Genomic DNA, 25,453 nt, shown 5'->3' on the forward strand with positions numbered 1-25,453 from the left:
GTCATCAAGGCAGGCAGCCTGCCAGCTCCTGGCTGAGGGAGGAGAGCCGGCGCTCTTGCAAGCCGTAAACGGCCTGAATGGCTCCGGTTTCGGGGCAGTAGGCCGAAAGCTCCCCGCCGTAGCAGGCGCCGGTATCCACCATCACGATCTGGCCGAGGCGACGCACTTGGTGCCCGGGGGTGTGGCCGATCACTACCTCACCGAAGCGACCGTCGTAGGCCTGCCAGAAGGGCATGCGGATGCTGAGGTCGGGTTCCCAGGTGTCGGGATTGAAGCCAGCGTGGGTGGCGAGCCAGCCTTTGCCGGCGTAGGTGAGGGGCAGCTGCTCCAGCCGCTCCTGCCAGATGCGGCAGTGGCGATCCCCGAGCTGCCGATAGGTGTCGCAGCCGGCCAAGGCCCGTTGAGCGGTCCAGTCGCCCTGCCGCAGGGCGGCCACCAGATCGGCTTCGTGATTTCCCATCAACCAGATGGCCCGACCGGAGCTCACCAGGCCCCAGGCCAGCTCCATGGTGCGGCGGATCTGGGGTCCGCGGTTGATCACATCACCGCAAAGCACAATTTTGTCGCCGGCTGGCAGACGAGCAAGCAGCCGCTCAAGCGCGTCGGCACAGCCGTGGACGTCCCCGATCACCCAGTGGTGGCAGGAACGTGAAGGGGGCGTCATCAGTCCATCGCGTTGGTTCCAGTCTTGCCTGCCTGACGGCCACTTGTCAGCCCCCCAGCAATTCATGTCGACCGGCCAGCGCTGGTACGGTCGCCCCACCCAGTGACAGTCAGATGAATCCAGCGTCGTTGTCGGTGGTCCAGCGGGTAAACGCCCTGGTCAAAGCCCTAAATGGGGCTAAACGCACCAATGAGGCCTTGGCCCGCTGCGGTAACGGTGAGGAGATGCTCGACGTTCTGCTCGATGCCTCCGCCAAGCTCGGTCTGGGGCTCAGTCGCCAGCAACTTGCCAATACGCCCCCAATCCGCGATTGGGTCTGGTGGAAGAACAAGGAAGCCCTGCTCACCATTGGCGACGACAAGCCTCGCTACCAACAGGATGGCGGTCAAGGAGCCTCCGATGACGGGCCGCGCAAACGCTTTCTGGGGCTTTTTTAGGACGCGCTGGCCAGGGCGTCGGGGATGGCGGCACTGGGGGCTTCAAAGCGACCGGTGGCCACAAATTCCAGGCGCAGCTTGAGAAAGGTGATGAATTTCTCATCGGTGGACACCACCGCCGCCGCCGGCCGCGGCACGGCGCTGCCGATCGGTTCGAGTTGGGGTGCCTCGAGAAAGGCCGGCCGTTTCACCAACCAGAAGTCGATTTCCTTGCCCTGTTCTCCGTAGTGGCGCACCCTTTCGCGCAGCACCTCCTCAAGGGGCTCCTCAACGGTGAGGAACGCTTCGCTGGCGGCGATGAAGTGATAGGTGCTCATAGCTGGCGGCTGCCGAACAGGGGGTCGCGGCGCGGATTCTGTATCAGCGCCTTCATCTGCCGAACAGCTTCTTCTAGGCCCACCGCCAAGGCCCGGGCCACGATTGTGTGCCCGATGTTGAGCTCCTCCATGCCTTCGATGGTGGCGATGGGCTCCACGTTTTGGTAGGTGAGGCCGTGGCCGGCATTTACCCGCAGCCCGAGGCTGCGGGCGATGAAGCTCCCCTCCGTGAGCCGGGCCAGCTCGGCTGGCTGCGAACTCCAGTCGGCTTCGGCGTAGGCGCCGGTGTGCAGCTCCACCCAGCGGGCGCCGGTGGCGCGGCAGGCCTCCAGCTGGCTCGCCTCAGCGTCCACAAACAGGCTCACGCCGATGCCGGCGTCTTGCAGCGCACCCACCAGAGCGCTGAGAGCTGGCTGCTGGCCCGCTACATCGAGGCCGCCCTCGGTGGTTACCTCCTGACGCTTCTCCGGCACCAGGGTCACCATGTCCGGCTTGAGGCGTAGGGCGATCGCCTCCATCTCAGCTGTGGCGGCCATCTCCAGATTGAGCCGGCTGCGCACGGTTTGACGCAGTAGCTCCACATCGCGGTCCTGAATATGGCGCCTGTCTTCCCGTAGGTGCACGGTGATGCTGTCAGCCCCCCCCAGCTCGGCCAGCAGGGCATAGCCCACTGGATCGGGCTCCACCGTGCGGCGGGCCTGGCGCACATTGGCGATGTGGTCGATGTTGACGCCGAGGCTGGCCATGGCTGGGGAGTGGTTGGCAGGCGGTGAACTCGCCCAAATCCTATGGATACTGCAACCTGCGCCGGCTCGGGACGCCAGTCCAACTGCCCGCGCTCGCGCCGAGCTCCATTGGCTAGCCCCTAGTTTTGAGGTTGCTCGCAATTAACTGGTTGTTGGCGGTTCAGTCCGGCCCATCGGCGTTGTCCACCCAGGCCCCCTCTTCCAGGGAACAGGGGCTCTGCAATGGCATCAGCCCCTGGCTGGCACCGCTCGCCATGGTGGCTAGCCAGGACATTTGCCTGCGCTTCTTTTTCCGCAGCGTCCAGGTGCTCGGTAGCGAAAATCTGCCTCTCAGCGGGCCCCTGCTCCTAGCTCCGACCCACCGGGCCCGCTGGGATGCCCTGCTGTTGCCCCACGCCGCAGGCCGCCGCGTCACCGGCAGGGATTGCCGCTTCATGGTCACGGTTGATGAGATGCGCGGGCTGCAGGGCTGGTTTTTGCACCGGTTGGGCTGCTTCCCCGTGAGTCAGGGGCGCCCCTCACTGGCCAGCCTGCGCTACGCCGTTGACCTACTGGCTGCCGGCGAGCAGCTAGTGGTTTTCCCGGAGGGGCGCATCGTGCGCGAGGAGATTCCCATGCGGCTGCACCAGGGCCTCGCCCGCTTGGCCATGTTGGCCGCTGGCCAGGGCGTGACGGTGCCGGTGGTGCCGGTGGGCATCGCCTACGGCCATCGCCCCCCCCGCCGTGGGGATGGGGCCGTGCTCTGTTTCGGCCCACCTCTCAGCTTGGAGGGCCAGGGAAGGCAAGCTGCTAGCGCTTTCACCGCCCACCTCGCCGCAGCCATGGCCGTGGTTGAAGGCCAGGCCCAGGAAGCCCTGGGCCTGGCCCCCTAAAGTTGATTCATATTCGTTTGCTGGTTGTGCGTAGGCCATCCCGCTTGATTTGCGGCTCTGCTTTGGCCTTGATGGCCCTCGCTGCTCCCCTGGCTCCGGCCCAGGTGCAGGCTCAGCAGGAGCCCCAAAAGGCCCTGGAGTCCACCGGCAGTCCGTTCAATCTTGAGGCGGTGCGCGCCCTGCTGGTGCGCGGTGACGCCGCAGTTGCCAAGGGCAATCTGGCCGAAGCCCGCAAGCTCTACGACCAGGCCCGAGATGCCTGTCGCCGCCTGCTCGGCTTTTATCGCGACCTGAGCGGCTCCTTCCGCGGACTCGATGCCCGCATCCCCCGCGAAATGGATCAGAAGGGGCGGGAAGCTTTGGAAACCATGGCCCAGGCGAACCTGCGCTTGGCGGCCCTGTTCCGTCGCCAAAACCAGCCTGAGGTGGCGGTGCCCCTGCTGGTCGAGGTGGTCAAGGTGATGACCCCGGCCAGCCCAGAGGGCCGCAAGGCTTTCCAGAGCCTGGTCGAGATTGGCTTCGCCGCCACTCCCTACACAGCAGGGGCCGCGGCAACCCCTGGCAGCTGACCACTAGATTTCCCCCGTTCGCTGCCTCGTCGCTTCGATGGTGCATCCAGACCAGGTGAAGGCCGCAATCACCTTGGCCATGCCCGATGCCCAGGTGGAGGTTGAAGACCTCACCGGGGGTGGCGACCACCTGCAGGTCACGGTGATTTCCGCAGCGTTCGACGGCCTGACCAGGGTCAGGCAGCACCAGCTCGTGTACGGCGCCCTACGCCAGGAATTGGCCAGTGAGGCGATTCACGCCCTAGCCCTGCAAACATCCACTCCCGCCTGAGTCCATGGACGCCACCACCCGCCAACGCATCGAAGAACTCCTGGCCAGCAGCCCGGTTTTCGTTTTTATGAAGGGCAATAAGCTCATGCCCCAGTGCGGTTTCTCCAACAACGTGGTGCAGATACTGCACTCGGTTGGGGTGCCATTTGAAACCTTTGACGTGCTCTCGGATGCCGAGATCCGTAATGGCATCAAGTCATTTTCCGACTGGCCCACGATTCCCCAGGTTTATGTGAAAGGGGAATTCATCGGTGGCTCCGACATCCTGATCGAGATGTACAACTCCGGTGAGTTGCGCGAGAAGCTGGAAGTGGCTCTGGCTAGCTGAAAGGGGCAGCTAGCCCCCAGTGAGTCAGTAGCGCTCGCTTTCGTAAAGGCTGCGCGGGTCACCATCGGGACCCACAAAGCTGGAAGGATCGCGAATCCAGCGGTCGGTGAGCTCCTCTAGTCGCCGCTGGGAGATCGGATCGAGAACCGCAGTGCGGCGCAGGGCGTGGATGTAGCCATCGGCGTAGAGCCGCAATTCCGCAGGGCTGTGGAAGCGATGGGCCAGTTCCTGGCAGGCATCGCACAGCGACTGGAAGTGGCGGATGGCGTCTGGGTGTTGAAGCGAAGTCATGGGGTCGGGAGACCTTTATCCATTTTGCCCCTTGGAGCCAGAAGCCGCGATTGGGTGGTCTCCGCATAGTTGGTGGAGTCCACACAAACGCAGCGACTGATACGCGGATCCCCTGGCGGCTGCCGTTAAGGTGAATTCAACACAGTTGTGGACTCCATCAACTCCTCTAACCCGCCACTGCCGGCCTCTGGGGCCGCCAATCAGGCCGGAAGCCAGCCCCAGCGGGTTTTGGTGGTTGATCCCCACGCGACCCTGCGCACGGTGCTGGCCCAGCGCCTGCGGCAGGACGGCCATCTTGCGGCGGCGGTTGCTACGGCTCGTGAAGCTCTGGAGGTGTGCCAAGACCAATCTCCCGACCTGCTGATCAGCGCAGAATTACTCGATGAGAGTTCCGCCCTGCGCCTGGCGGCCCAGCTGCGCTGCTCCGTGATGGTGCTCACGGCCCGCACCGGTTCCGAGCCGGTGGTGAGCCTGCTTGATGCGGGCGCAGATGATGTGTTGCGCAAACCTTTTGGCCTGGAAGAACTCGCAGCCCGCTGCCGCACCCTGTTGCGCCGCGGCGGCACCGGTCTGCAGGAGCGGGTCTGCGTTGGTCCGCTTGAAGTTCACGTATTGCTCCGCCAGGTAACCCTGCGCGACCAGCCAGTAGAGCTGAGTCCACGGGAATTTGCCCTGCTTTGTGCCCTGCTGATGCCACCTGGGGTTGTGCGCAGCCGCCAGGAGCTACTGCGAATGGCCTGGCCTCCCTTCAGCGGTGGTCCCCGCTCGGTTGACACCCAAGTGCTCACCCTGCGCCGCAAGTTAGAGCAGGCTGGCTTGGGTGAAGGCGGCGGCATCGAAACGATGCGCCAGCAGGGTTATCGCTTCAGTCTGGAAACCCTGCCCGAAGCTTCTGCCGAAGAGGAGCCGGTGCGTCAGCAGCTCAACTCACTGGTTTAAGAGCCCAAACCAACTCTCCAAGCAACATGGCGGCACTCAGGCCGGCTAATAGTTGGTAGGTCCAAGGTGGGCTGATCCGGCCGATTGAGCTGGTGTTGATGCCCGTTTCCTGGCTGAAGCGGCCCAGAAACTGCTCGAAGGCTGCAACCCGTTGGGGCAGCAGGTAGGCCGATCCGTCTTCTCCCCTCACGTAAAAGACCCGGCCCCCCTGGCTTGTGGCTACTGGTGTGAGCCCGCTGATGGATTTCCAAGGCAGGCTCCAGCCGCGGCGCAGCAGCCAAGCACACCAGCTGGGATGGCCAACCCGAATGCCATCGGCGTTTAGCTCAACGGCTTCACTGGTGGCTGCCACCACCAAGCCCAGCCCCAGGGGTAGGGCCAGCCACAGCAGCAATTTGAGCTCTGCTGGTGCCAGTAGGGGCAGGGGCGCCACCATTGCCAAGTAGAGAGCGATCAGGGTGAAGCGAATCAGGGCCGCCATTGGGTAGCGGTCGCTGCTTACGGCCAAGGCGCCGGTCATCGATCTTCGGGGGAGCCGGGTAGGGGTTCGATCAGACTTGCTGGCTGGTAGCGACCGCTAAAAACTTCCTGCTCGCGGCCTTTCCAGAATTCGCCAAGTCGCATCAGATCGGCGTGGGCCTCCTGCAGGCTGGCCATGTAGGCATCCGGGTCCATGCTGTCTTTGGCCTCCTTGAGCTTGGTGAGCCGCAGTAGCTGCAGCATCCAGGGCTTACTGAGCTCGCCGCGTTGCTCGAGGTAAGTGGCCAGCTCGGCGGAGCTGGGGGTAGGGGAGCCGGCCATTTCTTGCTAACGCATTACTAGAGAAGTTTATGCAGCGGGAAGGGAGATTGTGAGTCGGTTTCCACCCACAAGCTCAACCAGGTCGGCGATGTTTAGGGGCTCCGAAAATAGATATCCCTGGAATCGTGACACACCCATTTGTTGCAGTCGCTGAAAGCTTTCCTCGGTATCCACTCCTTCAGCGATCAGGGTCATCGACACTGAATTCGTGAGCATGGGCAGCAGTTTCACGATTTGTTCCGCATAGGCATCGTCTAGAACTCCGACCACAAAACTGCGATCGATCTTCAGTTCGTCAGGCTTCAGCGATAGCAGCAGCCCCATGGAGGAGAAGCCCGTTCCAAAGTCGTCGAGGGAAATCCGCATTCCCGCTTCTCGACACTGGCGCAGATTGGTTTCAACCGCTGCTGTGGAATTGAAGATGGCAGTTTCAGTCAGTTCAAGATTAATGCTGTTGAAAGAGAGTCCTTGGGCTGCAATGGCATCGATTAATTGGCCTGAAAAAGATACGTCAGTGAGTTGGGATGGGCTGATGTTGATCGCCAGGTTGAGCTGGTTGGGGGTGATCGTTAGGGCCTGGATCAGCTGGTTGAAGGCCCGCAAAGTGGCTTCGATGAGCTGCCAGCCAACGCGACCCATGATTCGATAGTGTTCCGCTACCGGAATGAACAGAGTTGGGGGAACTTCTCCCAGGTCTGGGTGATCCCAGCGGGCGAGAGCCTCAACGGCCAGGACATCGCCTGCGGCGTTGACAATCGGTTGAAATAAAATCCGGAAGGAGTCGGGCCTCGATGGCTCAAGTGATGCTTCGCAGGCCTGTTGGAGTGCGTTATACAGACGATAGTCGCTGAGCGGATTGGACTCGTTTTCCGCTGTGAGCAGGTGAATGTGTTCCCCCTGGGAGGCCTTTGCCTTGTACATGGCCAGGTCTGCTTTGCGAATGATGTCTTCACTGCAGAAGTGGTGTGGATCGCTAATCGTGATCCCAATGCTCAGGCTGAGTCGGTAGGGCGAGGCGGAATCAACTTGACTCTTCTCAAACGATTCAAGGATCCGGTGGGCTGCCTGTTGAGCCTGGAGGGTCAGGGATTCATTGCTGGCTTTTGGACTGTCGCCCGGATTTAGAATCAGAATGAATTCGTCGCCGCCGTAGCGCGCTAGGAAATCACCCTGGCGGCAGAGGGACTGGAGTTGGTTGGCCACCTTGCAGAGGGCTTGATCGCCGATGCGATGGCCATAGGTGTCGTTGATGCTTTTAAATTTGTCGACATCGATAAAGAGGAGGCTAAGCAGGGCTTGTTTTCCCTTGAGGCGAACGATTTCTCTTTCAAGGTGTTCGATGCAGTAGCGGCGGTTGGGCAGGCCGGTGAGCGCATCGTGCATGGCCAGATCTCGGGCGGAGCCAAGAATCTGTTCAAACCGATTGGCAATCAACTGGATGTCTACGCGTTGGCGACCAGCGGGTTTGGTGCCGGTTGTGGTCGACCCATCGATAGGTTGGCTGGCGCGTGGCGAGGCAAGGTGGCGCCGTTCCTCCTGCAGCATTCCCCTGAAGATCAAGGTGCTGTCAGGGAGTGGCCTAGCCGGGCTTTGATCTGCTGAAGAGACTGGCTGGGGGGGCTTGAAATCAAGGATTTCAACCAGGGCACGGTGACTCCGGCGGATGCGTTGGGTGGCCGAGCGTTCCTGCTGGCGCATCAGCAATCTCTGCTTTCGCTCGTTCAATTTCCAGCGAAGGCGCAGGGCCAGGGCGATCAGTCCCCCGCCGCTCAGCAGTAGCAGCAGATCGGTTAGTTCCCGGAGCTGCTCCGCCTGGCTACTAGCGGGTTTGACACCCATCAGGCGCCCGTTGTTGCCAAAGGTCTTGGGTTGGAGCGGAACCACGGGGCCTCCCGTGGCGATGGCGCCAGCTGGCGGCAGGGGCTGCAGCTGATCCTGAATCCGGTTGAGCTCCTTCTTCAGGTGGTTGCCGAACTGGGGTTCAATCAGCGGGTTGAGATAAATGAGGGTCGCTGTTGTCGAACGGCTGTTGTCGCTGGTGCTGATCGTGGTGGCGAAGCCGACGTAGAGGTTGTTGGTTTCGCCTGAGCAGATCACCCGGATGCCGGCGAGGCCCAGGCGGCGACGGGTGCGGGCGGTGGAGTCCATGCAGCGCACCAACCGTTGATCAGGGGGCCGGTTTGGGCTGCTCAGGCCCACCTGAAGGGCGCGGCGTTGGGCTTGGGCGTCGTAGAGACCCATGGCAGCCCCGTCCTCAAAGAGGCTGCTGGTTGCCAGGTCTTGGGAGGGAAAGGAGGGGTTATTTCCCTTGATGAAGGCATAGCTGTCATCCCACCAGCCCCAGTCCCTCGCCGTTCGCTGGGCGTCCCGGAATTCGGCTTCGAGTTTTTCCAGGGCGATGGTCTGGTTGGTGACGCTTCGCTCCTTGGCCAGCTGACTCCTCCGGAGCGCTTCAATCCCAACCAGGGTGACCATCACCAACAGGATCACGACCGTCCGCGAAGGCCCACGCCTAAGCCAGCTGATGCGCTCTTCGTTGAGCCACGAACGCCACAGTATTCGGGGAGTCTGTCGGCTTGTCCGCGCAGAAGGCTGGGAGATCGCGTTGGTCGTGCCGACTTTCACTGGGCCACCGTTTTGGCCAATCACATGATCTTAGGCAGGCAGGTTCCAAGGATTGAGTCCCAGGTCGGCGCCGATGCGGTGGGCGCAGGCAAAGCCGCTGAAGGCCACCGCATTGAGGCCTTGGCCGGGGAAACAGGAGTCGCCCACGGCGTAGAGCCCCGAAATGCCGGTGCGGTTGAAGGGCATCGGCAGCAGCCCCGGCAGGCGCAGGGCGGGGATAGGCCCGTAGCTGCCGCCCATGCGGCCCAGGAAGCGCCGGTGGCTGCGCGGTGTGCCCACCTCGCGGTGACGAATAGCGCCGCTGATGCCGGGCAGGATCGCTTCGAGCCGGCCGATCACCCGGTCGGCATCCGCCTGTTTTTTGGCGCGATAGGCCGCTGGCGTCAGCCCCTGCCAGTGCTCCATGGAGCTGGGGGTGAAGGCATGCACGATGTGCCGCTCAGCCGGGGCCATCTCCGGATCCAGCAGGGTCGGCATCGATACGAACACCACCCCCTGCTCGGCCTCCATCTCCTCCCAGCGCTCCAGCAGCAAGTGGTGGCAGTGGTAACCATTGGGCACGATCTGGGCATCGATGCCTAGGTGCAGGGAGAGAAAGGAGGGGGAGGGCTTGTAGCGGCGCCGCCAGGTGGTTTCGGCCTTGGGGGTGTGGGCTGCATCCACGAGAGCGCCAAAGGTGTCCCAGCGGGTGGCGTTGCTCACCACGCGGCGGGCCCGCAACTCTTCACCACTGGCAAGTTTCACCCCCACCGCAGTGTTGTTCTCCAGCAGCACCTTGGTCACACGCGCCTTGTAGCGAATCGCGCCGCCATGGCTCTCCAATCCCGTCACCAACTTTGCCGCGATTACACCAACGCCCCCTTTGGGGTAATTGATGCCGCCGGCATGACGATCGGAGAACACCATGCCGGCATTGATCATCGGCGTGAGGTCGGCGGGCATCACGCTCCAGCAGAAACACTCCATGTCGATGAACTTGAGCAGGGCCGGATCGCTGATGTGCTGCCGCGCCACGTCGCCCACATTCACCGGCAGCCAGCGGGCCAGGCCTAGGCAGGCCAGGGGGGCTTTGAAGAACACCTTGGCCAGATAGGCCGGATCCTCGAGCGACAGCAGCGGCATCGCGTCGAGGCAGCGGAACACCTGCCAGCAGGTGTCGTAGAAGGCGCGGATGCCCTTCGACTCGTGGGGAAACAGGGCACTGAGATCGCTGAGGAAGTGCTCGTAATCTCTGTCCACAGACACATTCAGCCCACCGGGTAGGTGATATTCGAGCTGGGCTGGATCGGGGATGGTGTCGCAGTGCTGGCCCACATCGGCCAGGGCCCGGGTGAGCAGGTTGGTGTGGCCCTTCTCCCCGAAGCCAAAGATCATCGAGGCGCCCACGTCAAATGTGTAGCCGTCACGCTTGAAGCTGCCGCCTGAGCCCCCCGGAATTAAGTAGCGCTCCAACACCAGCACTTTTGCGCCCTTGGCGGCCAGCTGGGAAGCGGTGACCAGGCCACCAACGCCGGCACCGATCACGATCACATCCCAGATGGGGGCAGGGTTGCTGGTCACCGTTGGGCTGGAGAAGCTGTTGCGACCCTAGGCAGCGGCGCTGGCGTCGTGCAGTTGTAGGGGCCGAGTGAAAGGCTCAAGATCCGCTAGGGCCCGGTCGCGGTAGGCGCCGTAGCGGGCCCGTTTCTCGCGGACGCGTTCGGCTAGCTCGGGCAGTAAGCCGAAGTTGGGCGGCATGGGCTGGAACTTCTTGCTGGGCGCTTCGGCGATGAAGTGACTAAGGGCGCCCAGCATCGTGGTTTTTGGCAGGCTCAGAGGTTCCAGGCCCAGGGCCAGCCTGGCGGCGTTGGTGCCAGCCAGCCAGCCGCCAGCTACAGCGGCTGCGTAGCCCTCAGTGCCCGTAATCTGGCCCGCGGCCAGCAGGGTGGGGCGGCTGCGGAACTGCAGGGTGGCATCGAGCAGCTGGGGCGATTCCAGGAAGGTGTTGCGGTGCATCACGCCGAAGCGCACAAACTCGGCGTTCTCCAGGCCTGGGATCAGCCGCAGCACCCGTTTCTGCTCGCCCCATTTCAGGTTGGTCTGGAAGCCAACCAGGTTCCAGAGGCGGCCGTCCTTGTCTTCCTGGCGCAGCTGCACCACCGCGTAGGCCCGCTTGGCGCGGCGCACATCGCGATCGTTCACATCGCCCCAGCGGGGATCCCAGAGCCCAATTGGCTTGAGCGGGCCGTAGCGCATCGTGTCTTCGCCGCGGCGGGCTAGCTCCTCGATGGGGAGACAGCCCTCGAAGAAGTGAGCACTCTCCTTTTCAAAGTCCTTCAGCTCGGCCTGCTCGGCCACCAGCAACGCCTCGCGGAAGACCAGGAATTGCTCCCGGTCCATGGGGCAGTTGATGTAGTCGGCATCGCCCTTGTCGTAGCGGGAGGCGCGAAAGGCGATCGACAGATCGATGCTCTCGCCCTCCACGATCGGGCTGGCCGCATCGAAGAAGTGGCAGTCGGCCCGGCCCGTGAATTCCCGCAGCTGCTCCGCCAGGGGCTCGCTAGTGAGCGGGCCGGTGGCCAGCACGGCGATCTCACCGGGGCCGGGCAGCTCGGTGTGCTCCCGCCGCTCCACCGTCACCAATGGGTGCTGCTCGAGGGCGGCGGTGAGGGCGGCGCTGTAGCGGCCCCGATCTACGGCCAGGGCACCGCCCGCAGGCACGGCGTGGTCGTCGGCGGTGCGAATCACCATCGAACCCAGGCGCCGCAATTCCTCTTGAAGCAGGCCTGCGGCCCGATCGCTACTTAGGGCGCCGAAGCTGTTGCTGCAAACAAGCTCGCCAAATTCAGAGCTGTGGTGGGCTGGACTGCGGCGCACTGGCCGCATTTCCACCAAGCGAACCGCCAGGCCAGCTTGGGCGATCTGCCAGGCAGCTTCCGTACCCGCCAGGCCAGCACCGATAACGAGCAGCTCAGAGCTCAAATGCTCAGGCGCGGGCGCGCTTGAGCAGCAGTTGCAGCTGTCCTACGGCGGCACGACCGATATGGAAGACGGCCCAGCTCGCGGCGAGCAGGATCGGAGCAACCACCAAAATCAGCCGACCGTCCATGGGAAGCCAAACAAGATTTGATGATCTTACGGACTGAACCTCAGGATTCGCCTGTCCAGCCCCGGATCTGTCGTCATCCGTTCGCCTGGGCATGCGCATCAGCGAGCTGGCGGTAGCGGCGGGCGTGCTGGCGCTGCTCGGCCCGGGCCTCAGCCGTGAGCTCTCGCTTCACCTGGGCCGGGGCTCCCATGACCAGGACTCCAGCTGGTACGTCGCGAGTCACCACCGATCCGGCGGCCACCAGGGCCTCCTCTCCCACGGTGACGCCATTGAGCACGATGGCGCCGATGCCGATCAGGCAGCCGTCTTTCAGGGTGGCGCCATGCACCACAGCCCGATGGCCGATGGTCACATCGGCGCCGATGATTACAGGCTGATCGGGGTCGCCATGCAGCACTGCTCCGTCTTGCACGTTGCTGCCCTCACCCACCACGATCGAACAGACGTCGCCACGGGCGACGGCAGTGGGCCAAAGACTGACTCCTGCCGCTAGCTGCACATCGCCGATTACAACGGCCGTTTCGGCCACCCAGGCCTCGGCGTGGATCTGGGGTTTGGGCCAGGGAAAGACGCTCATCCGCTGGGGCCAGTTGTTAGGCCATTCTCACGGTTGCCTGGGCCCCCTTGGAGGAGGTCGCCCCTGGGTGATACGTTTCCTAAGTGCCCAAGGGCGCGGGTCGCTAGCTCAGCGGTAGAGCACTCGGCTTTTAACCGATTGGTCCTGAGTTCGAATCTCAGGCGACCCATTCTTGTCAGGGCCTTGGATCCAGGTCCAGAAACAACGTCTTTAATTAGCAACGGAAGTAAGACGCTTGGCCATCAGCCAATTAACTTTAGTGGCCTCGTGGTAACCGAATCCTAGTTTTCACGAAAGACAATTATCATTGAGTCCGCCGTTATTGGAACCGTTGGTTCGAATTAGATCATTGCAGTTGTAATAAGCGACCCAGGGTGCAACTGAATGCTCAATGGGCTGATCTGCTGCATGGGCTATGGCGCTGGTAGAAGCCACAAAATTATAGTTCGGCGGCGACGTGATTCATTGTCTGAATTCTTCTAGCTTTGCTGGGCCACCAATCTCCTATTTGAGCCGAGCCCGACTTATGCTGATTGTCATTCCGGCAAGCGATGGGGATTGCTAAATGCAGCTACTTCGTCGTTTTAATTTATTAAAGACAGGGGTTTTAGGCGTATTTGAAGCTAGCTAGCCTGGCGGAATGTTGGTAATCAATGCAACTACCGCGCAGTGATTTTAGTCTGGTTGCCTGCAAACAGCAGTTCAACCCCAGGCGATCGCCGTGTATTGAACTGCTCTTCTGTGGGGTACTAGGATGGCTATGCGACCAATCGCTGTAAGACGTTTTCCGGATTAATTGATGTTCTCTGGATTAAAGAGCCAGGGAGGGTTCAGCCGCCTAATGCAAGTAGGAGGCAATGGGGGGACAAGAGCCTATGTCGACCTTGATGGCCTGGCTGGTAAAAGTGAAGATTGTGACTGTATTGCTCTTCTCGAGCTTCCGCAATCCTTTTGTTCTGAGGCGATTGCCATTTCCAGCAGAAAGGCTGCCAAATTGGAGACCGAACGACCTTGCCGATTGCTGCATTCCAGAATCTGGCGATAGGTTTGATCGGGGACTGTTACTGAGATGCGCCTGGGTTTGCGGAAGGCAGGTCGCGTGCCACTGTCTTGGTCCCAGGGTCCAGAATTACGGGTTTGAAATGTCATCGTTTCAACTCGATAAGGTTTATGGTCTTCTGGGCCAGCTCAGGGTGCAGTGAAATCGCTTCCTGCGCTTCACTCTAAATATCGCGCGAAATTGCGCTTTTGTGCAATATCGCGTTTAGTTATGTTAAGACCTGCTCCTGGGCTAGAAGCTCCTTTGAGTTCCTCCTCCCGGCTGGCCGTGGCGGCCAGCTTTGTCGAGTCGTTCTGGTAGGACATCATGCCTCGAAATCTGGCTGGTTGCAGCGGCTGGAATTACGCACCAAGTTGCTCAATGCCTTCCGAGCGTGATGCGACGCCTACTCAGTGCGAGCCGGCAAGGGAACCAGCGCTAGAGGAGCGTGCTGCTCAATGCACGCCTGCTGCGAAGGTGGAGGCTTGCTGCCCTGACCTACCCTGAGGCGCCTAAGTGAAATTTAACTGCTACTTGGAGCGAATCATAATATGATCATCGAGGCATGTATTTGCTAGTCTTCAAATCCTCCTAGTACCGTTAGATATTTAGCCTGAGCGCGGAGTTGGCTTAGGTGAAACCAAGCCGTTGATAAGATGAATACAAATGAGCAGTATCCCAATGTGTGCCTAGCTCCGAGCCACTGACCCGGATTCAATCTGGATCTGCCGCACAATGTGTGTAATTTTTGGCAAAAAATAAGATTCCGAGTTCATGTTGCTAGTGGCTTGTCTACCGCTATTGGAATTAACTAATGCGATCGCCGCGGCCTAGGCATTCTTCGCATCTTAAGGCAGTTTAATGTATTAGTTGAATGGTGCTTGCGGAGCAATGCTTAACAGAGCCCGGTCACTGAGAATACGGGTTCATCAAAGTCATGCTTCCTTAGAGATGCGCCATCAATAGGGATAGACTAGGGAGTTGATAGACACTTATAAATAATCTTCCAGGCAACAGGGCGATCTAATGCTGCAGCATGCAGTATTAGATCATCAAATATGCTGTTTTGGACCTGGAGCGGGGGCGCATGGTGGAGCATTACCTAAGTTGACTCGCTGAACCTTATGTCGGATTGTCTCGGTGATTACCTCAAAGCCATAGGTCGTATTCCGCTGCTGAGGGAGGAAGAAGAGCTGGAGCTAGGCAGAATGATTAGACAATGGCGAGATGATAACAACTTGCCAAGAGCAAAACAGCAAGGTGGACGTCGAGCATTCGAGCGCATGGTGAATGGAAATCTAAGACTAGTCGTCAGCATTGTAAAGCAATATAAGCGTCGCATTCAGGGCAATGCAACCGATATGATGGATCTTATTCAGGCGGGAAACCTCGGGCTCATAAGAGCTGTAGAAAAATATGATCCAGCCAGGGGATATCGATTTTCAACTTATGGCTATTGGTGGATAAAGCAAGCCGTAAGTAGGTTTATGCAAGACCATGGCCATGCAATTCGTGTTCCACATTCTTTGACGATGCAGGCATCAAAAGCAACACGCCAAAAAGAAATAAAAAGCTGCTGCCAAGATGCTGAAGGACTGGTAAAGCCGGACACCCTGCAAGATAAAATAGTTGCAAGAGTCAGGCTGCTAAACTTCTATAATAAGATGGTTTCATTAGATCAATGTTTCAGTGGAGGTGAGACCGGAGAGCTGAGCCTAAAAGATCTGATCCCTGGGCCCAACGAAAATGAGATTAACGACGACTATCAATGGATACACCAATATCTTATCCAGCTTTCACATGAAGAATTAGAGGTTTTGATGCACCGTTTTTTTGGTGAAAAGCGAATCTCTCTTCTTGATATCTCAAAATCGATGGGGAAGACCAAGCATCGCATACAGGGAGTGGAACGGCGTGCTCTTAAGAAACTAAGAGCAGTAATCGAACCAGCTGTAAACCCGAAGTGATGCTTGGCAGTATAGAATTGGGTGTTACGATCGCCGATGAAAACGATTAGGAGCGGTTTCTCCGTCAAACATCAGCTTGTTGAGTGATAGACCATCAACTACATGGTCTTTGCTGAGGATGCTCGCAAATTCTCTTTGATCCTTCAATGAATCCTCAAGCAGGAAGGCACAAAGGTTGGAAACTGAACGCCCTTCCTCGTCTGACCTTCTTATTAAAGCTTCGTGGACATGGTAACTCAGGGTAATTGATATTCTACGTGGCTGTCGCTGAAGAATCCGAATCTGATCATTCATTGTACTTTGCCTTTGATTGAAACGTGGTTTTTATGGCCAACTCAGGTACACCCTGGGTCGCCAATAGAATCATATAGGCGCATTCATGGGAGAGAACGCACTATATGGGCCACACGTGATGCCAACGAGATACATGCTGATTCACATATGTTTCACCATGATGTTTAGTGCAGCACTTTGCTGTAATCGTCACAGCAAAAGACAGTGCAGTAATGGGCCAAAGTGAGACCCTTTTTGCTCAGGCTTGGAGAACAGCGAGCGAAATTCAGCTCGCCCTCAGTTGCGATTCCTTCCAAAGCCAGTTCTCTCCAGTACCGTATAGAGCAGGTTAAGGGCAGAGGGTGGGGTCCAACTACCATTCCGCGCCAGTAAGGTCAGCAAGCCATTAAGAGAAGCTAAGATTTGTCGATTTAAATGAAATATGGCTTTGCGCTAAGTAACGCTTTAATATTATACCCCTAGCATTTTTTTCGATGTGGATAAGATCGCATTTCGCAAGCCACGGCGTATTTCTATTACGGTGCCTGAAAATGTCTATAATAAATTAGCTGAGACCAGCGCCCTCGAGGGACGCTCCGTATCCAATCTGGCGGCATATTTGCTAGAAAATATTCTTTTACTTCAGTCAATCACGGCCGAAAAGGTCGATAAGGTTGACAGGAGAAGTCAAAATCGAAGAAGCTCGGAAATGATAAAGACAGAGTTTACGCCTACGTTCAAGCAGCTCTGAATCTGAGGCACTCATTGTTAGCAGGCTTGCCTCAGTATGGAGAATGATGCACCAAGGCCTAGCAAGCTGGTGTTGATCAATAGAAGAGTATCATCGGTAGGCATTCATGCCTTTATAATACAATGCAAGCTCCCGAAACATCTTGATGTTCCGGGAGTAAAAATAAGACAAGAAAAATCCTGCCTAGACCGATTTAGAGCTGTGTCTTTGTGTTATTCGATCTGGATTTGGGTGGCGTTTGGGCTGAGGGCACCATCTTTTTTGGCGATGCTGATAATCAATTCGCCATCTGCGCATTTTGCATGAACAGAATTAAGGTCTGCATCGTCTGGTAGGGAGAATCTACGGCTGAATCCCCCATAGCTTCGTTCCAAACGGTGGAAATGCGGTTTGTTTTCCTCCTGTTCATGTTGTCGCTGGCCCTGGATCACCAATGTATCACCAACAAGTGCGACTGAGATATCATCTTTCTTCATTCCAGGTACATCAGCTTGGAAGCGATAGGTTCCGTCGCTTTCACTTATATCAACTTTTGGAGCCCATTCCCCAAGCGTTAATGGGGAGGCATTACGTAGTACAGGCCAGTTAAATGCCTTGTCTACCATGGCTTCCAACTCGTTCAAAGGTTCCCATTTGATCAGGCTCATTTTGAGACCTCGTATATGATTGACTCCTAAAGAGTAAGCAATAATTAGGCTGTCCCGTCGAAAATAGCCTTATCTGCGGTGTATGTGCAGTAGAGCTGCTTCGTAGGGGCTATGCTATGGATAGAACCTAGTTTTGCAGAGTCATAATTTTTCACCATCGATGTCAATGCTGTTCAGTGAATTATCCCAAAACTATTTATTGCATCCCCCGCGTGGTGCCTATCTTTCAGTAGATGGTGAATCAAGACCCTTGTTTATGCAAGTAGCTGAAGGGAGCTTGATCTTTGCGGCCGCTCATTACTATGGAATTATCTCTATTGGCTGCGAATAGGAAAACCTATGATCTTCGCCAAACATAGCATGTAAAAGGTTTTCAATTTTCTCCATATTTTATCTGTATTGGCGTTGACCGAGTCAGTTGATTCAAGGATGTAAGCTTTCAAGTGATTTGGACAGTCATCGTGGCTGTGTACTATGTTGGGTTTGGCTAAATCTAAATTTCCAGGATACATGGTATGCACTGGGTCTATCAATTAATTTCTTCCTGGCAATGATATTCATGTGCCACTTTCAGTCCTTGTCTATTTATTCCCTTATATCATTGCCGATTTAGGACTCCTCCTGTTCGCAGCTGGATTAGCTCACTATGGCGTATTTTCTCATTATTTGGCCCAGATGTACTTGAGGGGAATCTCTGCTATCTCTGTCGTGAGCTAATTGCCTTATTCATTAATTTCTCGTTCGGCATCATTTTGCGGCAGATCTGCAGTGATTACTATGCGGAAGCAGACTCTTCTTGGGTAGCGACTAGACAATAGATACTGGCACCTGCCTCACACCCAAAAACTATGAACCATGGCCATCCGAGTAAGAAGGGCTTGGGATCACTCATTAGGGGGCATGGGTGCGCTAGAAGAAGGAAGAAGTCCTGTAGCAGATCGTCCTGCGACTTCTGCTACTTGCAAAGTTGAAGCGACCACACCAGTATCCAATAATGGTGAGTGTGCCAAGATAATTCTCAGGGATTCTAGCTTCCAGCGATTAATATATTTACGCCATCAATATCTAGCACAGCATGTGCTAGATGTTATTTGGACAATGGATTTCGAAGGAAGGTTTACTTATATTAGCCCTTCTGTACGTGTTATTCGTGGGTGGAGCCCTAAAGAACTTATGAATATGCCGCTGGATCGGCAGCTAACGCCAGAGTCGCTAAAGACCTTAAGAACTCATCTTTTGCGAGCTAGAAATCTAGCTGTCATCGGATGCCCAGTCCGGATAGAAACTCAGATTGAAGAGTACTGTAAGGATGGCAGCACAGTGTGGATGGATATCAAGGCTGCCTATGCCATTGATAGGTTTGGTAAATGTTGCGAGCTTGTGGGTATATCTCGTGATATCACCAAGGAGAAGCAACTGAAAGACGAGCTTCTGCTTGAAGAACAGCAGCACATTCTGCTTGCTGAGGAAATTCCTCAAGCAACATGGACTATGCTTGTAAATGGAAAAATTAAGTTTGTCAGTCCTTCAATTAAAAAGCTATGCGGTATTGCCCCGGCTGAGTTTACACGGAGAGGATTGGCTCAAATTCATCCACCAGATTCTCTGCAAAGAATACAAGATTATCTAAGTAAGATTAATGGATTGAACGGTAAGTGTAATTCTTTGGCGACCTATCGCGGCGAGCTGGAGTATTGGTGTAAGGATGGATCTACTGCCTGGGCTGAGGTCGTTGCCATCCCCATCTTAAACAGAGATGGTCGAATTAAGCACCTTTTGGGTGTTAGCCATGATATTACAAAACGTAGGATGTATGAAGAGCAACTTCGTCTTTCTATCCAGAATCTTAGTGACTTGGCCCTAAAAGATGGCCTGACAGGCGTATGGAACCGCCGACATCTTGAATCTTTAATAGGTGAGGCTGTTGCCAACTCAGATCGCTATGGCGATATCCTTACACTTGTGCTTTGTGATATAGATTGCTTTAAGTCTATAAATGATTGCCATGGTCATTTGGTTGGAGATCAGGTATTGATGGAATTTGCCCAGCGAATTTCTTCCTGTCTGCGAGATGGTGATAGCTTTGGTCGTTGGGGTGGCGAAGAGTTCTTGGTCTTGCTTCCCCGTGGCGATTACCGTGGTGCAAGTATTCTTGCAGAGAAGCTTCGCCGTTGCATAGCTGATGACCAATTCTCGGGCGCTGGCAAAGTTACTGCAAGCTTTGGAGTGGCTCAGCGGTATTTGAATGAATCTGCGCTTGAATGGTTTAGACGAGTAGATGAACAATTGTATAATGCTAAGCGTTCAGGTCGTAATTGTGTAATGGCTGCACCAACATTCGCTAACCATTGATCTCGACTTGCTTTTTGTCTAATTCATCATTAGTCGTTCTATGCCCCTCTTTGTTGCTGCCTGGTCACTGTGAAATATGCTGTGAACTTGCTGCAGACGCATTGACTGTATTAAAATGGCAATATGAATATTGGGTTTCCCTTGGCTTAAAATGCTTCGTTGCTATGCACTTTGGAACCCTTTTCTTGAAGTGCTCATAGTACCAGAGTCGTTGACCCGGCTTAACTTAATTGGCTCACCAGCCGCCAATGTAAATTTGACCGATTGGAAGAAGCCACTGCTTTGCGATTGGGAAGTTTTTGCTAGTCCAAGGTATTGTTCAGCTTGGATGTCGTCTGTCGCGCAGTGCTCTTTTAAAACTGCTATCGGTGTAAGGTTGTTGCATCAAGAGTTGCTACCGACCATGGTCTCAGCATGGGGTGGCCTCAAGCCGTGAGGCCTAGCTGGCCTGCCTCTCTCAAAGAGGCAGGGATGCTGGATGAGCTTTAGGTCCCCGCCCGCTATTACCCCAAATTGCTCCTGCGTCGTTTGAACCACCGGGTAAAGCAAGTTGTCGGCTGAGAGGCAAGCGGCTTCATAACTCGCGGCACTCGATCCAGAGCGTGTTCGGCCTTAACACAAACGCAGACTGGAGTGGCGGATCAGCCTTCGGCGCTTAGCCATGGTTCAGCAGTGCTCGGAGAGCGTTGCAGTATAACTGGATACTAAGCCACAGATAGTTAAAGCAGTGTTTTTGGCGGTATTTAAAACTGGTAAGAATAATTCAGCTATAGGGCCAAACAAGCTTCATGTCTTCGATCAATCAAAAGTGTAACTTCAGCTAGTGCTACAGAGATATCTTCTTTTTGCTCCTTGCGCCTCAGTGGTTGAGCAGTCGTCGCCATTTCTTTGGCTTGTATTCGTTATGGCCGCTAATTCTCTCTCCCCTTAGCTCGAAGCATTTTTTTATTTTGATTTATCATGCCATCTGTTGTTGTCTGTTTCTAAGTTTTTGGATAGATCTTTTTTAAATAAATCCATTCCTGCGCTTTTCAGCTCTTTGGCTCACTAGGGCTAGATGTTTCTGCTTGATGTTGGTTGTGGACGCTCATGTCTACAGTGTTTCTCTTCGTTTTGCTTGATGGCTTGCCATCTGATTATTGATCGTGGTGTAGAAAAAGCTATTTGTAAGCATGCTGCAGACTGATGTGTATCAGCGGCATCAGGCTGTAAAGTTACTGAATTATTGGCTAATCATTAATAGCTCGCTTTTAATGTAGTTGTTCTCATGCAATACCTGTGCATGGCGCTTACACATCAGCAGTCTCGGCAGCTTGCCTGTTTCAAGCAATTTTTTATAAATGATCAGCCAGCTAATAACTGCGCTGCGAGTTTGGATGATCAGCAGTCATTGGATGACTCCATTCAGTCAATTCGAACAAGTCACTCTTCTGGTTCTGCTCGCCAATTTGCTTTGCTTCGTTTGTCTGATTCTCTTGATGATGCTTTCGTTATTGTAGATACAATGATTCAATCTGCTGAAAATCCTTTTCAGCGTAACCAGTTGGCTCATCTTGCTCGCTGCCTCTTTAAGGCAATAGATGCATCTAGTGTCCTGGACTAGGAAATGTTGAGCAGGCTTTGTTTGTGGTAGATCAAGCCCAAATTATACTTGAGACAATTATTTTGCTATGTTTATGCCTGGGTACTCGCTGCCGAGGTGAGAGTGTATTGTGAGTCCATTGTTATGTAAGATTTCGTTTATTCTCCGGTGGCCTTTGTGTTGTGATTTTACTTGGTTTGCTTCAGCTTCATTCCTGGTTCAAATGGCTTGTATTGGTCCATTTTAGCTAATGTATAAAGCCTCATTGTCGCAGGCGCCGCCTGGATTTAGTTTTTGAAGTTTGTAATGGCTGGCAGTGCGCTCACCGCAGATCTCGATCATTTATTGAATCTGCTTGTGTCATCAGCGGCATTTTTATCAAGAACCTTCTCGTCCTTCTTTGGGTTTCGCCTTGTGTGAATGGCCTTCTTTTTGCCTTCTTTTGGTTCAACTTAAGTATGGCAGTATTCCTCGGCTTGGCTTAACCGATTGCTACAAAATGGCTTCCTCAGTGTCCCTCAAGTGTCAAATTCAGCCTTAGTAGCTATTGAGAAGCCGGTTTCCCGTTCCGTCAACTTTTTGCAGTCTGTATAAACTTGTTTGATTTCCTTGTCGACACTTTCGGGGGGATGTATTGCGCCCTACTTGGCTGATTCTTGGGGAAGCTTGGCTAGTTATTGTGGCGAGACAGGTATGTCAAAAATCCCTGTACTGCTATGTCAGTTTAATGCTGTATGCGGCTGCAGAGTGCGATGCTGTGCTGGTATGAATGCTTATTCGATTTTATTGTAGAGCTGTGTCGAGGAGTATGTATATTCAAGTTTTCTTTTCTTCTGTCCACTATTGTGGCTTAAGTTATTGCACTGCCTCGATTGGCGGCATTCCGCTGCTGCGGCTCGACTGCTACCACCGCCGATCAAGCCTCCCCCTCTAGGTTGCTGGTGAGGCGTCCATTGATATAAAAGGCACCGACCTGGAAGCAGGTGCAATTAATGGGTAGAGTCCAAAGGCTTGCCCAGAGTGTTTTCACCCCCTTATGGAGCCTCTGACAACTCGGGTTCAGCCTCGATTTAGAGATGCCGCGGGTTTAATCTTCAATAGACTGCCCAGTATTAGAATCTGGCCTAAGATGCTTCTCGTTCCCACTTTGACCAGTGCTAGATATTTGACTTGCAGCAATGTTGTTCCTATCGACGCGGAATATTCACCGGGTTTTAAATCGCCTTCCCTTCCATTCAACATGCCCTCGCTCGAGCTTGAAGATCGCGACGATGAACACCCCTAGAAAGAAAAGCACCGGGATCGGAAAGATCAGGTTGATCCAATGGAAGTGTCCTACCCGGCGGCTGAGCAGCAGCAACTGCACGGCAAAGGCTCCATAGATCAAAGCATTTGGGCCGATCGCGTGGGTCCCCACCAGTGGCCAGCCCAGCAAGGCGGCAGGCAGGCACCAGGCGGCCCAGAAGAGACCAGACAGCCACAGCAGCACCGCCAGCATCCAGGGCCAGCGCACTTCTCCGGCGGCCGTTGCAAAGTTCTTATCGAAGCCGTCCACCATGTCGGCCAAACCGCCCGGATACATGCGATAAGCGATTGAATCGCTGCCGAGCCAGGCGCTCACGGGCAGGCCCAGCTGCTCGTAGCGATGGGCTAGGAACCAATCCTCCACCACTTTGTCAGCCACTGCCTCATGGCCTCCGACCCGCAGATAGTCGGCCCGGCTGCTCACCATCGCCGGACCGAAGGCGACCCCACAGCTCGGCCCCAGCCTTACCGCCATTAGCCCCACCAGGCTGAAAAGCAGAGAGAGCTGTTCGTAAGGCTTCTCGGTGCGGTGATATGGCTGTACCGACAGCAGCCCTCCTCGCTGCTCGTGTTGGGCGAGCAACCGCTGCAGGAACTGCGGGGCAGGCTCGGTGTCGGCGTCGAGAAAAACCAAAATATCCCCCCGGCTGGCCTGCACACCGTGGTGCAGAGCCCAGGTCTTTCCGCACCACCCTTCGGGAAGAGGAGGTGGCTGAATCACCTTGATCGCAAGCGTGCCAGCGCTCTGGCGGGCGACGGCGGCGGTGCCGTCGCTGGAGTCATCGTCGACCACGATCACTTCATCGGGTCTGAGGATTTGGCAGCTAAGAGCCGCCAGCAGATTTGGCAGGGTCGCTGCCTCGTTACGGGCAGGTATCAGCACAGATACAGTCAGCTGCTGTAACGATGTGCTCGCCGGGAGGGACGGCAGGCTCAAGGCCAGAATCCAGCCCAACAGCCAGCGCACTAGCAGCGACACCTCCAGCCAGCCAATTAACACCCGGTGACCTGATGAGATTTTTCAGGTTAGGGAGAGGGGCTGGAACAAACCACCATTACCTGTCCCGTGTCAATCAGGTTGATGGGTGTCCAGTACCACTTTGTCGCTGGGCGCCCCACCTCGAGGCCCAACTCAACCATTAATTGCCCTCCTCCTGATGAACCGGTAATGCTCGTGGTTGGTAGATCTCTCCAGACTGCGGATCCGATCGGTTTTGTTTAAAATAAGATGGCGGAAACCAAATCAGCTACTACCGATGGATGGAAAATTATTTGTTGGCGGCTTGCTTTTGATTTTTTTATTCTTGTATGTAGGAGTTTATCTGTTGACCAGAGGCCTTGCCCCACCCGTCTAAATCTGCTATTCGCCATGCTCTTAATTGGCTTCTGTCGTTGAGCTTGCTCAGCGATCGATTCTATTTATTAGGTGTGTCTCGCGGTGGGCAGAATTTAGCAGCTCTGCGCGAACTTCAGCATGAGCTAAAAGGTTTGCTTAGCTCTGCGGCGTTGCTGCCCGGCAAACAGCGCTGCACCCGTGGCAAGGAACACCAAGGCTTGCAGCAGTAGCAGAATGATCCCCAGTGCTGAGAAGGCAGTGATCCGGATCTTGGCCTTGATCAACTGGGTGAGCAGCAATGCGATCGTGGCCTTTAATCCGAGAATCTGGGTTGTACTAAACACATAAAAGGGGTTTAAAAGCATGGCGGTTCTGCTGATGCTCCCATCCTGCAGACCTTAGTGGCTATTTGTGGCCTGGTGCTGCACAGGTTGGTGCACCCGGTGCGCTTCCGGCCTTGCCTGGAGGGGCGTGCAGCTCCACGTGCTCTTGCTCGTTGGCATCGTTGCGGGCCACGATTGCAATGGCCTCCTCATTGGCGCTGAGATTCACCGGCATGTGGATAACGCCCGCTGGGATGAATATGAAGTCGCCGGTTTGGTTGACCACCGACCTCTCCAGGCACGGCCCGTAGAAGGTTTTAACGCGGCCAGCCAGCAAAAATATCGCCGATTCCGATCCCACATGGCTATGCGCTGCTGCCTGCCCACCAGGGGGAATCACCACCCTGTTCATCGACAGGCCGCGGGCACCGCTGTTGGCGCCGGAAATACCCACAAACTGTTTTAGTTTCTGCTTGCTGCTGCTGCTTGTCAGCGGCCGCACGGTGACGATCTCGTCCGCCGCCTTGTGGGGCTTCCCGTTGGGGGCAGAAGCCGCTGGCACCGTGATGGGGCTGCCCTTCGGTGCCACGTAAACCACCACGACCACCGCTGGCTCAGGACCCAGGCTGACTCCCCGGTGCACTTTGTTCACCATTTCGATTAGGGCCTGGCCCGCTTGCAGCGATTTGCTGGCGCCGTCGTCGCTTTCGACTCGCAAGTTTCCCTGCAGCAACACGCCGGCATTGATCACCGGATGGAGATGGCGGGGCAGGGTTACCCCGGCAGGCACCGTGATGCGCAGCACGGTTACTTCGGCTTGGATATCGTTGAGCTTGGGTAGTAGATCCCCATTCCAGGAGCGATCGCTGCGGATTAAAGTTTCTACCTTCACGCCCAGGGCAACAGCGCTATGGCCGTCATCGGCGCGCGCATTTCCCATGCCCGTGCAAGTTGCCCAAGCCGCCAAGAACACCAGGGCCAGCAGCCCCAGCCTGGATTGTCTCTTCAAGGGTGCCGAAGTAGCTGGTCTTAATCCTCGGCCCTATTGAGCCTCAGATGTGAAGCTGCCTTCATGAAGTCTGATTTCCGCGGATGAAGAGCCATTGCGGCGGTGGTGTGGATAGTTGCCCTTTTGGCTTGGCCGAGAGATCGTGTGGACATCGGGATTCGGAGGCTCCACTGATGGAAGACACCCCCCCTGAGCATTTGCCAGGAGCGCGCTGACGATCCGGCCCCTGCTCCAACACTCTCGACGGATCTCTGACGTCTCTTGGCTGAAAAGCCTCCACCGCACCGCCCTAGGTGCCCCGGATTAATCGAGACGTCCCCCTAGTCACCTGGCCCCAGGTGCTT

General features: G+C 56.0%; 27 protein-coding genes and 1 tRNA gene. 11 read left to right on the forward strand and 17 right to left on the reverse strand.

The features are described 5' to 3' along the window. Positions 1-4: 4 nt before the first annotated feature. Positions 5-631 carry a metallophosphoesterase gene (locus KBY73_RS05560; RefSeq protein ID WP_396096641.1) on the reverse strand — a complete coding sequence of 209 codons (627 nt, stop codon included), beginning with the start codon at positions 629-631 and terminating at the stop codon, positions 5-7. Positions 632-777: 146 nt separating this feature from the next. On the opposite strand from KBY73_RS05560, the gene KBY73_RS05565 reads away from it, so the two are divergent. Next, positions 778-1,101, forward strand: a complete 324-nt coding sequence (locus KBY73_RS05565; protein ID WP_254936083.1) for a hypothetical protein — start codon at positions 778-780, stop codon at positions 1,099-1,101. On the opposite strand, the gene KBY73_RS05570 is transcribed toward KBY73_RS05565, so the two are convergent. Together KBY73_RS05570 and KBY73_RS05575 are read right to left on the reverse strand one after the other, a co-directional pair. Beyond that, positions 1,098-1,418, reverse strand: coding sequence for an MgPME-cyclase complex family protein (locus KBY73_RS05570; RefSeq protein WP_254936084.1), 321 nt, complete (start codon positions 1,416-1,418; stop codon positions 1,098-1,100). The two genes, KBY73_RS05565 and KBY73_RS05570, sit on opposite strands and share 4 nt — an antisense overlap. Then, positions 1,415-2,164: a pyridoxine 5'-phosphate synthase gene (locus KBY73_RS05575; protein ID WP_254936085.1), complete on the reverse strand. Its 750-nt coding sequence runs from the start codon at positions 2,162-2,164 to the stop codon at positions 1,415-1,417. Before KBY73_RS05575 ends, KBY73_RS05570 begins: the two co-directional genes overlap by 4 nt. 179 nt (positions 2,165-2,343) lie before the next feature. Between KBY73_RS05575 and KBY73_RS05580 the strand changes: the two genes are divergently transcribed. The 4 genes from KBY73_RS05580 to grxD all read left to right on the forward strand — a co-directional run bounded on the left by KBY73_RS05580 (position 2,344) and on the right by grxD (position 4,204). Then, positions 2,344-3,036 (forward strand): 1-acyl-sn-glycerol-3-phosphate acyltransferase, encoded by a 693-nt coding sequence (locus KBY73_RS05580; RefSeq protein WP_254936086.1) that lies wholly within the window; start codon positions 2,344-2,346, stop codon positions 3,034-3,036. 71 nt (positions 3,037-3,107) lie between these two features. Then, on the forward strand, positions 3,108-3,605 hold the full coding sequence (locus KBY73_RS05585; RefSeq protein WP_254936087.1) for a hypothetical protein: 498 nt from the start codon (positions 3,108-3,110) through the stop codon (positions 3,603-3,605). 37 nt (positions 3,606-3,642) lie between these two features. Further along, a complete protein-coding gene (locus KBY73_RS05590) occupies positions 3,643-3,876 on the forward strand; it encodes a BolA family protein (protein WP_254936088.1) in 234 nt (77 codons plus the stop codon). A gap of 4 nt (positions 3,877-3,880) precedes the next feature. Continuing rightward, positions 3,881-4,204: a Grx4 family monothiol glutaredoxin gene (grxD, locus tag KBY73_RS05595; RefSeq protein ID WP_254936089.1), complete on the forward strand. Its 324-nt coding sequence runs from the start codon at positions 3,881-3,883 to the stop codon at positions 4,202-4,204. Between the two features lie 24 nt (positions 4,205-4,228). Here the strand turns inward: grxD and KBY73_RS05600 are convergent, their stop codons facing one another. After that, entirely contained in the window at positions 4,229-4,495 is a 267-nt protein-coding gene (locus KBY73_RS05600; protein WP_254936090.1) for a DUF6761 family protein, read from the reverse strand. A gap of 177 nt (positions 4,496-4,672) precedes the next feature. Between KBY73_RS05600 and KBY73_RS05605 the strand changes: the two genes are divergently transcribed. After that, positions 4,673-5,434, forward strand: a complete 762-nt coding sequence (locus KBY73_RS05605; protein WP_254936231.1) for a response regulator transcription factor — start codon at positions 4,673-4,675, stop codon at positions 5,432-5,434. On the opposite strand, the gene KBY73_RS05610 is transcribed toward KBY73_RS05605, so the two are convergent. The 7 genes from KBY73_RS05610 to KBY73_RS05640 form a co-directional block, all read right to left on the reverse strand. Further along, a complete protein-coding gene (locus KBY73_RS05610; RefSeq protein ID WP_254936091.1) occupies positions 5,418-5,954 on the reverse strand; it encodes a hypothetical protein in 537 nt (178 codons plus the stop codon). The genes KBY73_RS05605 and KBY73_RS05610 overlap by 17 nt on opposite strands. Further along, the gene (locus tag KBY73_RS05615; RefSeq protein WP_254936092.1) at positions 5,951-6,235 is read right to left on the reverse strand and encodes a hypothetical protein; all 285 of its coding nucleotides are present in this window, start codon (positions 6,233-6,235) and stop codon (positions 5,951-5,953) included. The genes KBY73_RS05610 and KBY73_RS05615 overlap by 4 nt, the downstream gene beginning before the upstream one ends. 27 nt (positions 6,236-6,262) lie before the next feature. After that, positions 6,263-8,710 carry an EAL domain-containing protein gene (locus KBY73_RS05620; protein ID WP_254936093.1) on the reverse strand — a complete coding sequence of 816 codons (2,448 nt, stop codon included), beginning with the start codon at positions 8,708-8,710 and terminating at the stop codon, positions 6,263-6,265. A 180-nt stretch (positions 8,711-8,890) separates the two neighbouring features. Further along, positions 8,891-10,420, reverse strand: a complete 1,530-nt coding sequence (gene crtH / locus KBY73_RS05625) for a carotenoid isomerase (protein WP_254936094.1) — start codon at positions 10,418-10,420, stop codon at positions 8,891-8,893. 27 nt (positions 10,421-10,447) lie between these two features. After that, positions 10,448-11,821 carry an FADH(2)-oxidizing methylenetetrahydrofolate--tRNA-(uracil(54)-C(5))-methyltransferase TrmFO gene (gene trmFO / locus KBY73_RS05630; protein WP_254936095.1) on the reverse strand — a complete coding sequence of 458 codons (1,374 nt, stop codon included), beginning with the start codon at positions 11,819-11,821 and terminating at the stop codon, positions 10,448-10,450. A 4-nt stretch (positions 11,822-11,825) separates the two neighbouring features. Continuing rightward, positions 11,826-11,948 carry a photosystem II protein Y gene (locus tag KBY73_RS05635; protein WP_106632785.1) on the reverse strand — a complete coding sequence of 41 codons (123 nt, stop codon included), beginning with the start codon at positions 11,946-11,948 and terminating at the stop codon, positions 11,826-11,828. 73 nt (positions 11,949-12,021) lie between these two features. Continuing rightward, positions 12,022-12,525, reverse strand: a complete 504-nt coding sequence (locus KBY73_RS05640; RefSeq protein ID WP_254936096.1) for a gamma carbonic anhydrase family protein — start codon at positions 12,523-12,525, stop codon at positions 12,022-12,024. A 97-nt stretch (positions 12,526-12,622) separates the two neighbouring features. Here KBY73_RS05640 and KBY73_RS05645 point away from each other — a divergent pair. Then, positions 12,623-12,694: transfer RNA gene (locus KBY73_RS05645), tRNA-Lys, on the forward strand. A 704-nt stretch (positions 12,695-13,398) separates the two neighbouring features. Here KBY73_RS05645 and KBY73_RS05650 read toward each other — a convergent pair. Next, positions 13,399-13,674, reverse strand: coding sequence for a ribbon-helix-helix domain-containing protein (locus tag KBY73_RS05650; RefSeq protein ID WP_254936097.1), 276 nt, complete (start codon positions 13,672-13,674; stop codon positions 13,399-13,401). A gap of 1,014 nt (positions 13,675-14,688) precedes the next feature. Here KBY73_RS05650 and KBY73_RS05655 point away from each other — a divergent pair. After that, a complete protein-coding gene (locus tag KBY73_RS05655) occupies positions 14,689-15,531 on the forward strand; it encodes a sigma-70 family RNA polymerase sigma factor (RefSeq protein ID WP_254936098.1) in 843 nt (280 codons plus the stop codon). Between the two features lie 24 nt (positions 15,532-15,555). Here the strand turns inward: KBY73_RS05655 and KBY73_RS05660 are convergent, their stop codons facing one another. Further along, a complete protein-coding gene (locus KBY73_RS05660) occupies positions 15,556-15,825 on the reverse strand; it encodes a ribbon-helix-helix domain-containing protein (RefSeq protein WP_254936099.1) in 270 nt (89 codons plus the stop codon). Positions 15,826-16,300: 475 nt separating this feature from the next. Here KBY73_RS05660 and KBY73_RS05665 point away from each other — a divergent pair, with 475 nt between their 5' ends. Further along, positions 16,301-16,555, forward strand: a complete 255-nt coding sequence (locus KBY73_RS05665) for a ribbon-helix-helix domain-containing protein (protein ID WP_254936100.1) — start codon at positions 16,301-16,303, stop codon at positions 16,553-16,555. Positions 16,556-16,767: 212 nt separating this feature from the next. Here the strand turns inward: KBY73_RS05665 and KBY73_RS05670 are convergent, their stop codons facing one another. Then, positions 16,768-17,202 carry an Hsp20/alpha crystallin family protein gene (locus KBY73_RS05670; protein ID WP_254936101.1) on the reverse strand — a complete coding sequence of 145 codons (435 nt, stop codon included), beginning with the start codon at positions 17,200-17,202 and terminating at the stop codon, positions 16,768-16,770. Between the two features lie 855 nt (positions 17,203-18,057). Between KBY73_RS05670 and KBY73_RS05675 the strand changes: the two genes are divergently transcribed. Next, the gene (locus KBY73_RS05675) at positions 18,058-19,554 is read left to right on the forward strand and encodes a diguanylate cyclase (protein WP_254936102.1); all 1,497 of its coding nucleotides are present in this window, start codon (positions 18,058-18,060) and stop codon (positions 19,552-19,554) included. A gap of 1,282 nt (positions 19,555-20,836) precedes the next feature. Further along, a complete protein-coding gene (locus KBY73_RS05680; protein ID WP_254936103.1) occupies positions 20,837-21,157 on the forward strand; it encodes a hypothetical protein in 321 nt (106 codons plus the stop codon). 1,183 nt (positions 21,158-22,340) lie between these two features. Here KBY73_RS05680 and KBY73_RS05685 read toward each other — a convergent pair. From KBY73_RS05685 to KBY73_RS05695, 3 genes are all read right to left on the reverse strand, one after another. Further along, complete coding sequence (locus tag KBY73_RS05685) at positions 22,341-23,441, reverse strand: glycosyltransferase family 2 protein (RefSeq protein ID WP_254936104.1); 1,101 nt, start codon at positions 23,439-23,441, stop codon at positions 22,341-22,343. Positions 23,442-23,920: 479 nt separating this feature from the next. Beyond that, positions 23,921-24,142: a hypothetical protein gene (locus tag KBY73_RS05690; protein WP_254936105.1), complete on the reverse strand. Its 222-nt coding sequence runs from the start codon at positions 24,140-24,142 to the stop codon at positions 23,921-23,923. 40 nt (positions 24,143-24,182) lie between these two features. After that, positions 24,183-25,040, reverse strand: a complete 858-nt coding sequence (locus tag KBY73_RS05695; RefSeq protein ID WP_254936106.1) for a cupin domain-containing protein — start codon at positions 25,038-25,040, stop codon at positions 24,183-24,185. Between the last annotated feature and the right edge of the window lie 413 nt (positions 25,041-25,453).

The organism is Cyanobium sp. Tous-M-B4 (assembly GCF_024345395.1).
Lineage (GTDB): Bacteria > Cyanobacteriota > Cyanobacteriia > PCC-6307 > Cyanobiaceae > Cyanobium_A.

What these genes read in the sequence shown, in the direction of transcription:
- KBY73_RS05565 (WP_254936083.1), top strand. Translation starts at nt 778, where the DNA reads ATGAATCCAGCGTCGTTGTCGGTGGTCCAGCGGGTAAACGCCCTGGTC.
- KBY73_RS05570 (WP_254936084.1), bottom strand. Translation starts at nt 1,418, where the DNA reads ATGAGCACCTATCACTTCATCGCCGCCAGCGAAGCGTTCCTCACCGTT.
- KBY73_RS05575 (WP_254936085.1), bottom strand. Translation starts at nt 2,164, where the DNA reads ATGGCCAGCCTCGGCGTCAACATCGACCACATCGCCAATGTGCGCCAG.
- KBY73_RS05585 (WP_254936087.1), top strand. Translation starts at nt 3,108, where the DNA reads ATGGCCCTCGCTGCTCCCCTGGCTCCGGCCCAGGTGCAGGCTCAGCAG.
- KBY73_RS05590 (WP_254936088.1), top strand. Translation starts at nt 3,643, where the DNA reads ATGGTGCATCCAGACCAGGTGAAGGCCGCAATCACCTTGGCCATGCCC.
- grxD (WP_254936089.1), top strand. Translation starts at nt 3,881, where the DNA reads ATGGACGCCACCACCCGCCAACGCATCGAAGAACTCCTGGCCAGCAGC.
- KBY73_RS05600 (WP_254936090.1), bottom strand. Translation starts at nt 4,495, where the DNA reads ATGACTTCGCTTCAACACCCAGACGCCATCCGCCACTTCCAGTCGCTG.
- KBY73_RS05610 (WP_254936091.1), bottom strand. Translation starts at nt 5,954, where the DNA reads ATGACCGGCGCCTTGGCCGTAAGCAGCGACCGCTACCCAATGGCGGCC.
- KBY73_RS05615 (WP_254936092.1), bottom strand. Translation starts at nt 6,235, where the DNA reads ATGGCCGGCTCCCCTACCCCCAGCTCCGCCGAGCTGGCCACTTACCTC.
- KBY73_RS05620 (WP_254936093.1), bottom strand. Translation starts at nt 8,710, where the DNA reads ATGGTCACCCTGGTTGGGATTGAAGCGCTCCGGAGGAGTCAGCTGGCC.
- KBY73_RS05635 (WP_106632785.1), bottom strand. Translation starts at nt 11,948, where the DNA reads ATGGACGGTCGGCTGATTTTGGTGGTTGCTCCGATCCTGCTCGCCGCG.
- KBY73_RS05640 (WP_254936096.1), bottom strand. Translation starts at nt 12,525, where the DNA reads ATGAGCGTCTTTCCCTGGCCCAAACCCCAGATCCACGCCGAGGCCTGG.
- KBY73_RS05650 (WP_254936097.1), bottom strand. Translation starts at nt 13,674, where the DNA reads ATGACATTTCAAACCCGTAATTCTGGACCCTGGGACCAAGACAGTGGC.
- KBY73_RS05655 (WP_254936098.1), top strand. Translation starts at nt 14,689, where the DNA reads ATGTCGGATTGTCTCGGTGATTACCTCAAAGCCATAGGTCGTATTCCG.
- KBY73_RS05660 (WP_254936099.1), bottom strand. Translation starts at nt 15,825, where the DNA reads ATGAATGATCAGATTCGGATTCTTCAGCGACAGCCACGTAGAATATCA.
- KBY73_RS05670 (WP_254936101.1), bottom strand. Translation starts at nt 17,202, where the DNA reads ATGAGCCTGATCAAATGGGAACCTTTGAACGAGTTGGAAGCCATGGTA.
- KBY73_RS05675 (WP_254936102.1), top strand. Translation starts at nt 18,058, where the DNA reads ATGGCCATCCGAGTAAGAAGGGCTTGGGATCACTCATTAGGGGGCATG.
- KBY73_RS05680 (WP_254936103.1), top strand. Translation starts at nt 20,837, where the DNA reads ATGGCGCTTACACATCAGCAGTCTCGGCAGCTTGCCTGTTTCAAGCAA.
- KBY73_RS05690 (WP_254936105.1), bottom strand. Translation starts at nt 24,142, where the DNA reads ATGCTTTTAAACCCCTTTTATGTGTTTAGTACAACCCAGATTCTCGGA.
- KBY73_RS05695 (WP_254936106.1), bottom strand. Translation starts at nt 25,040, where the DNA reads ATGGGAAATGCGCGCGCCGATGACGGCCATAGCGCTGTTGCCCTGGGC.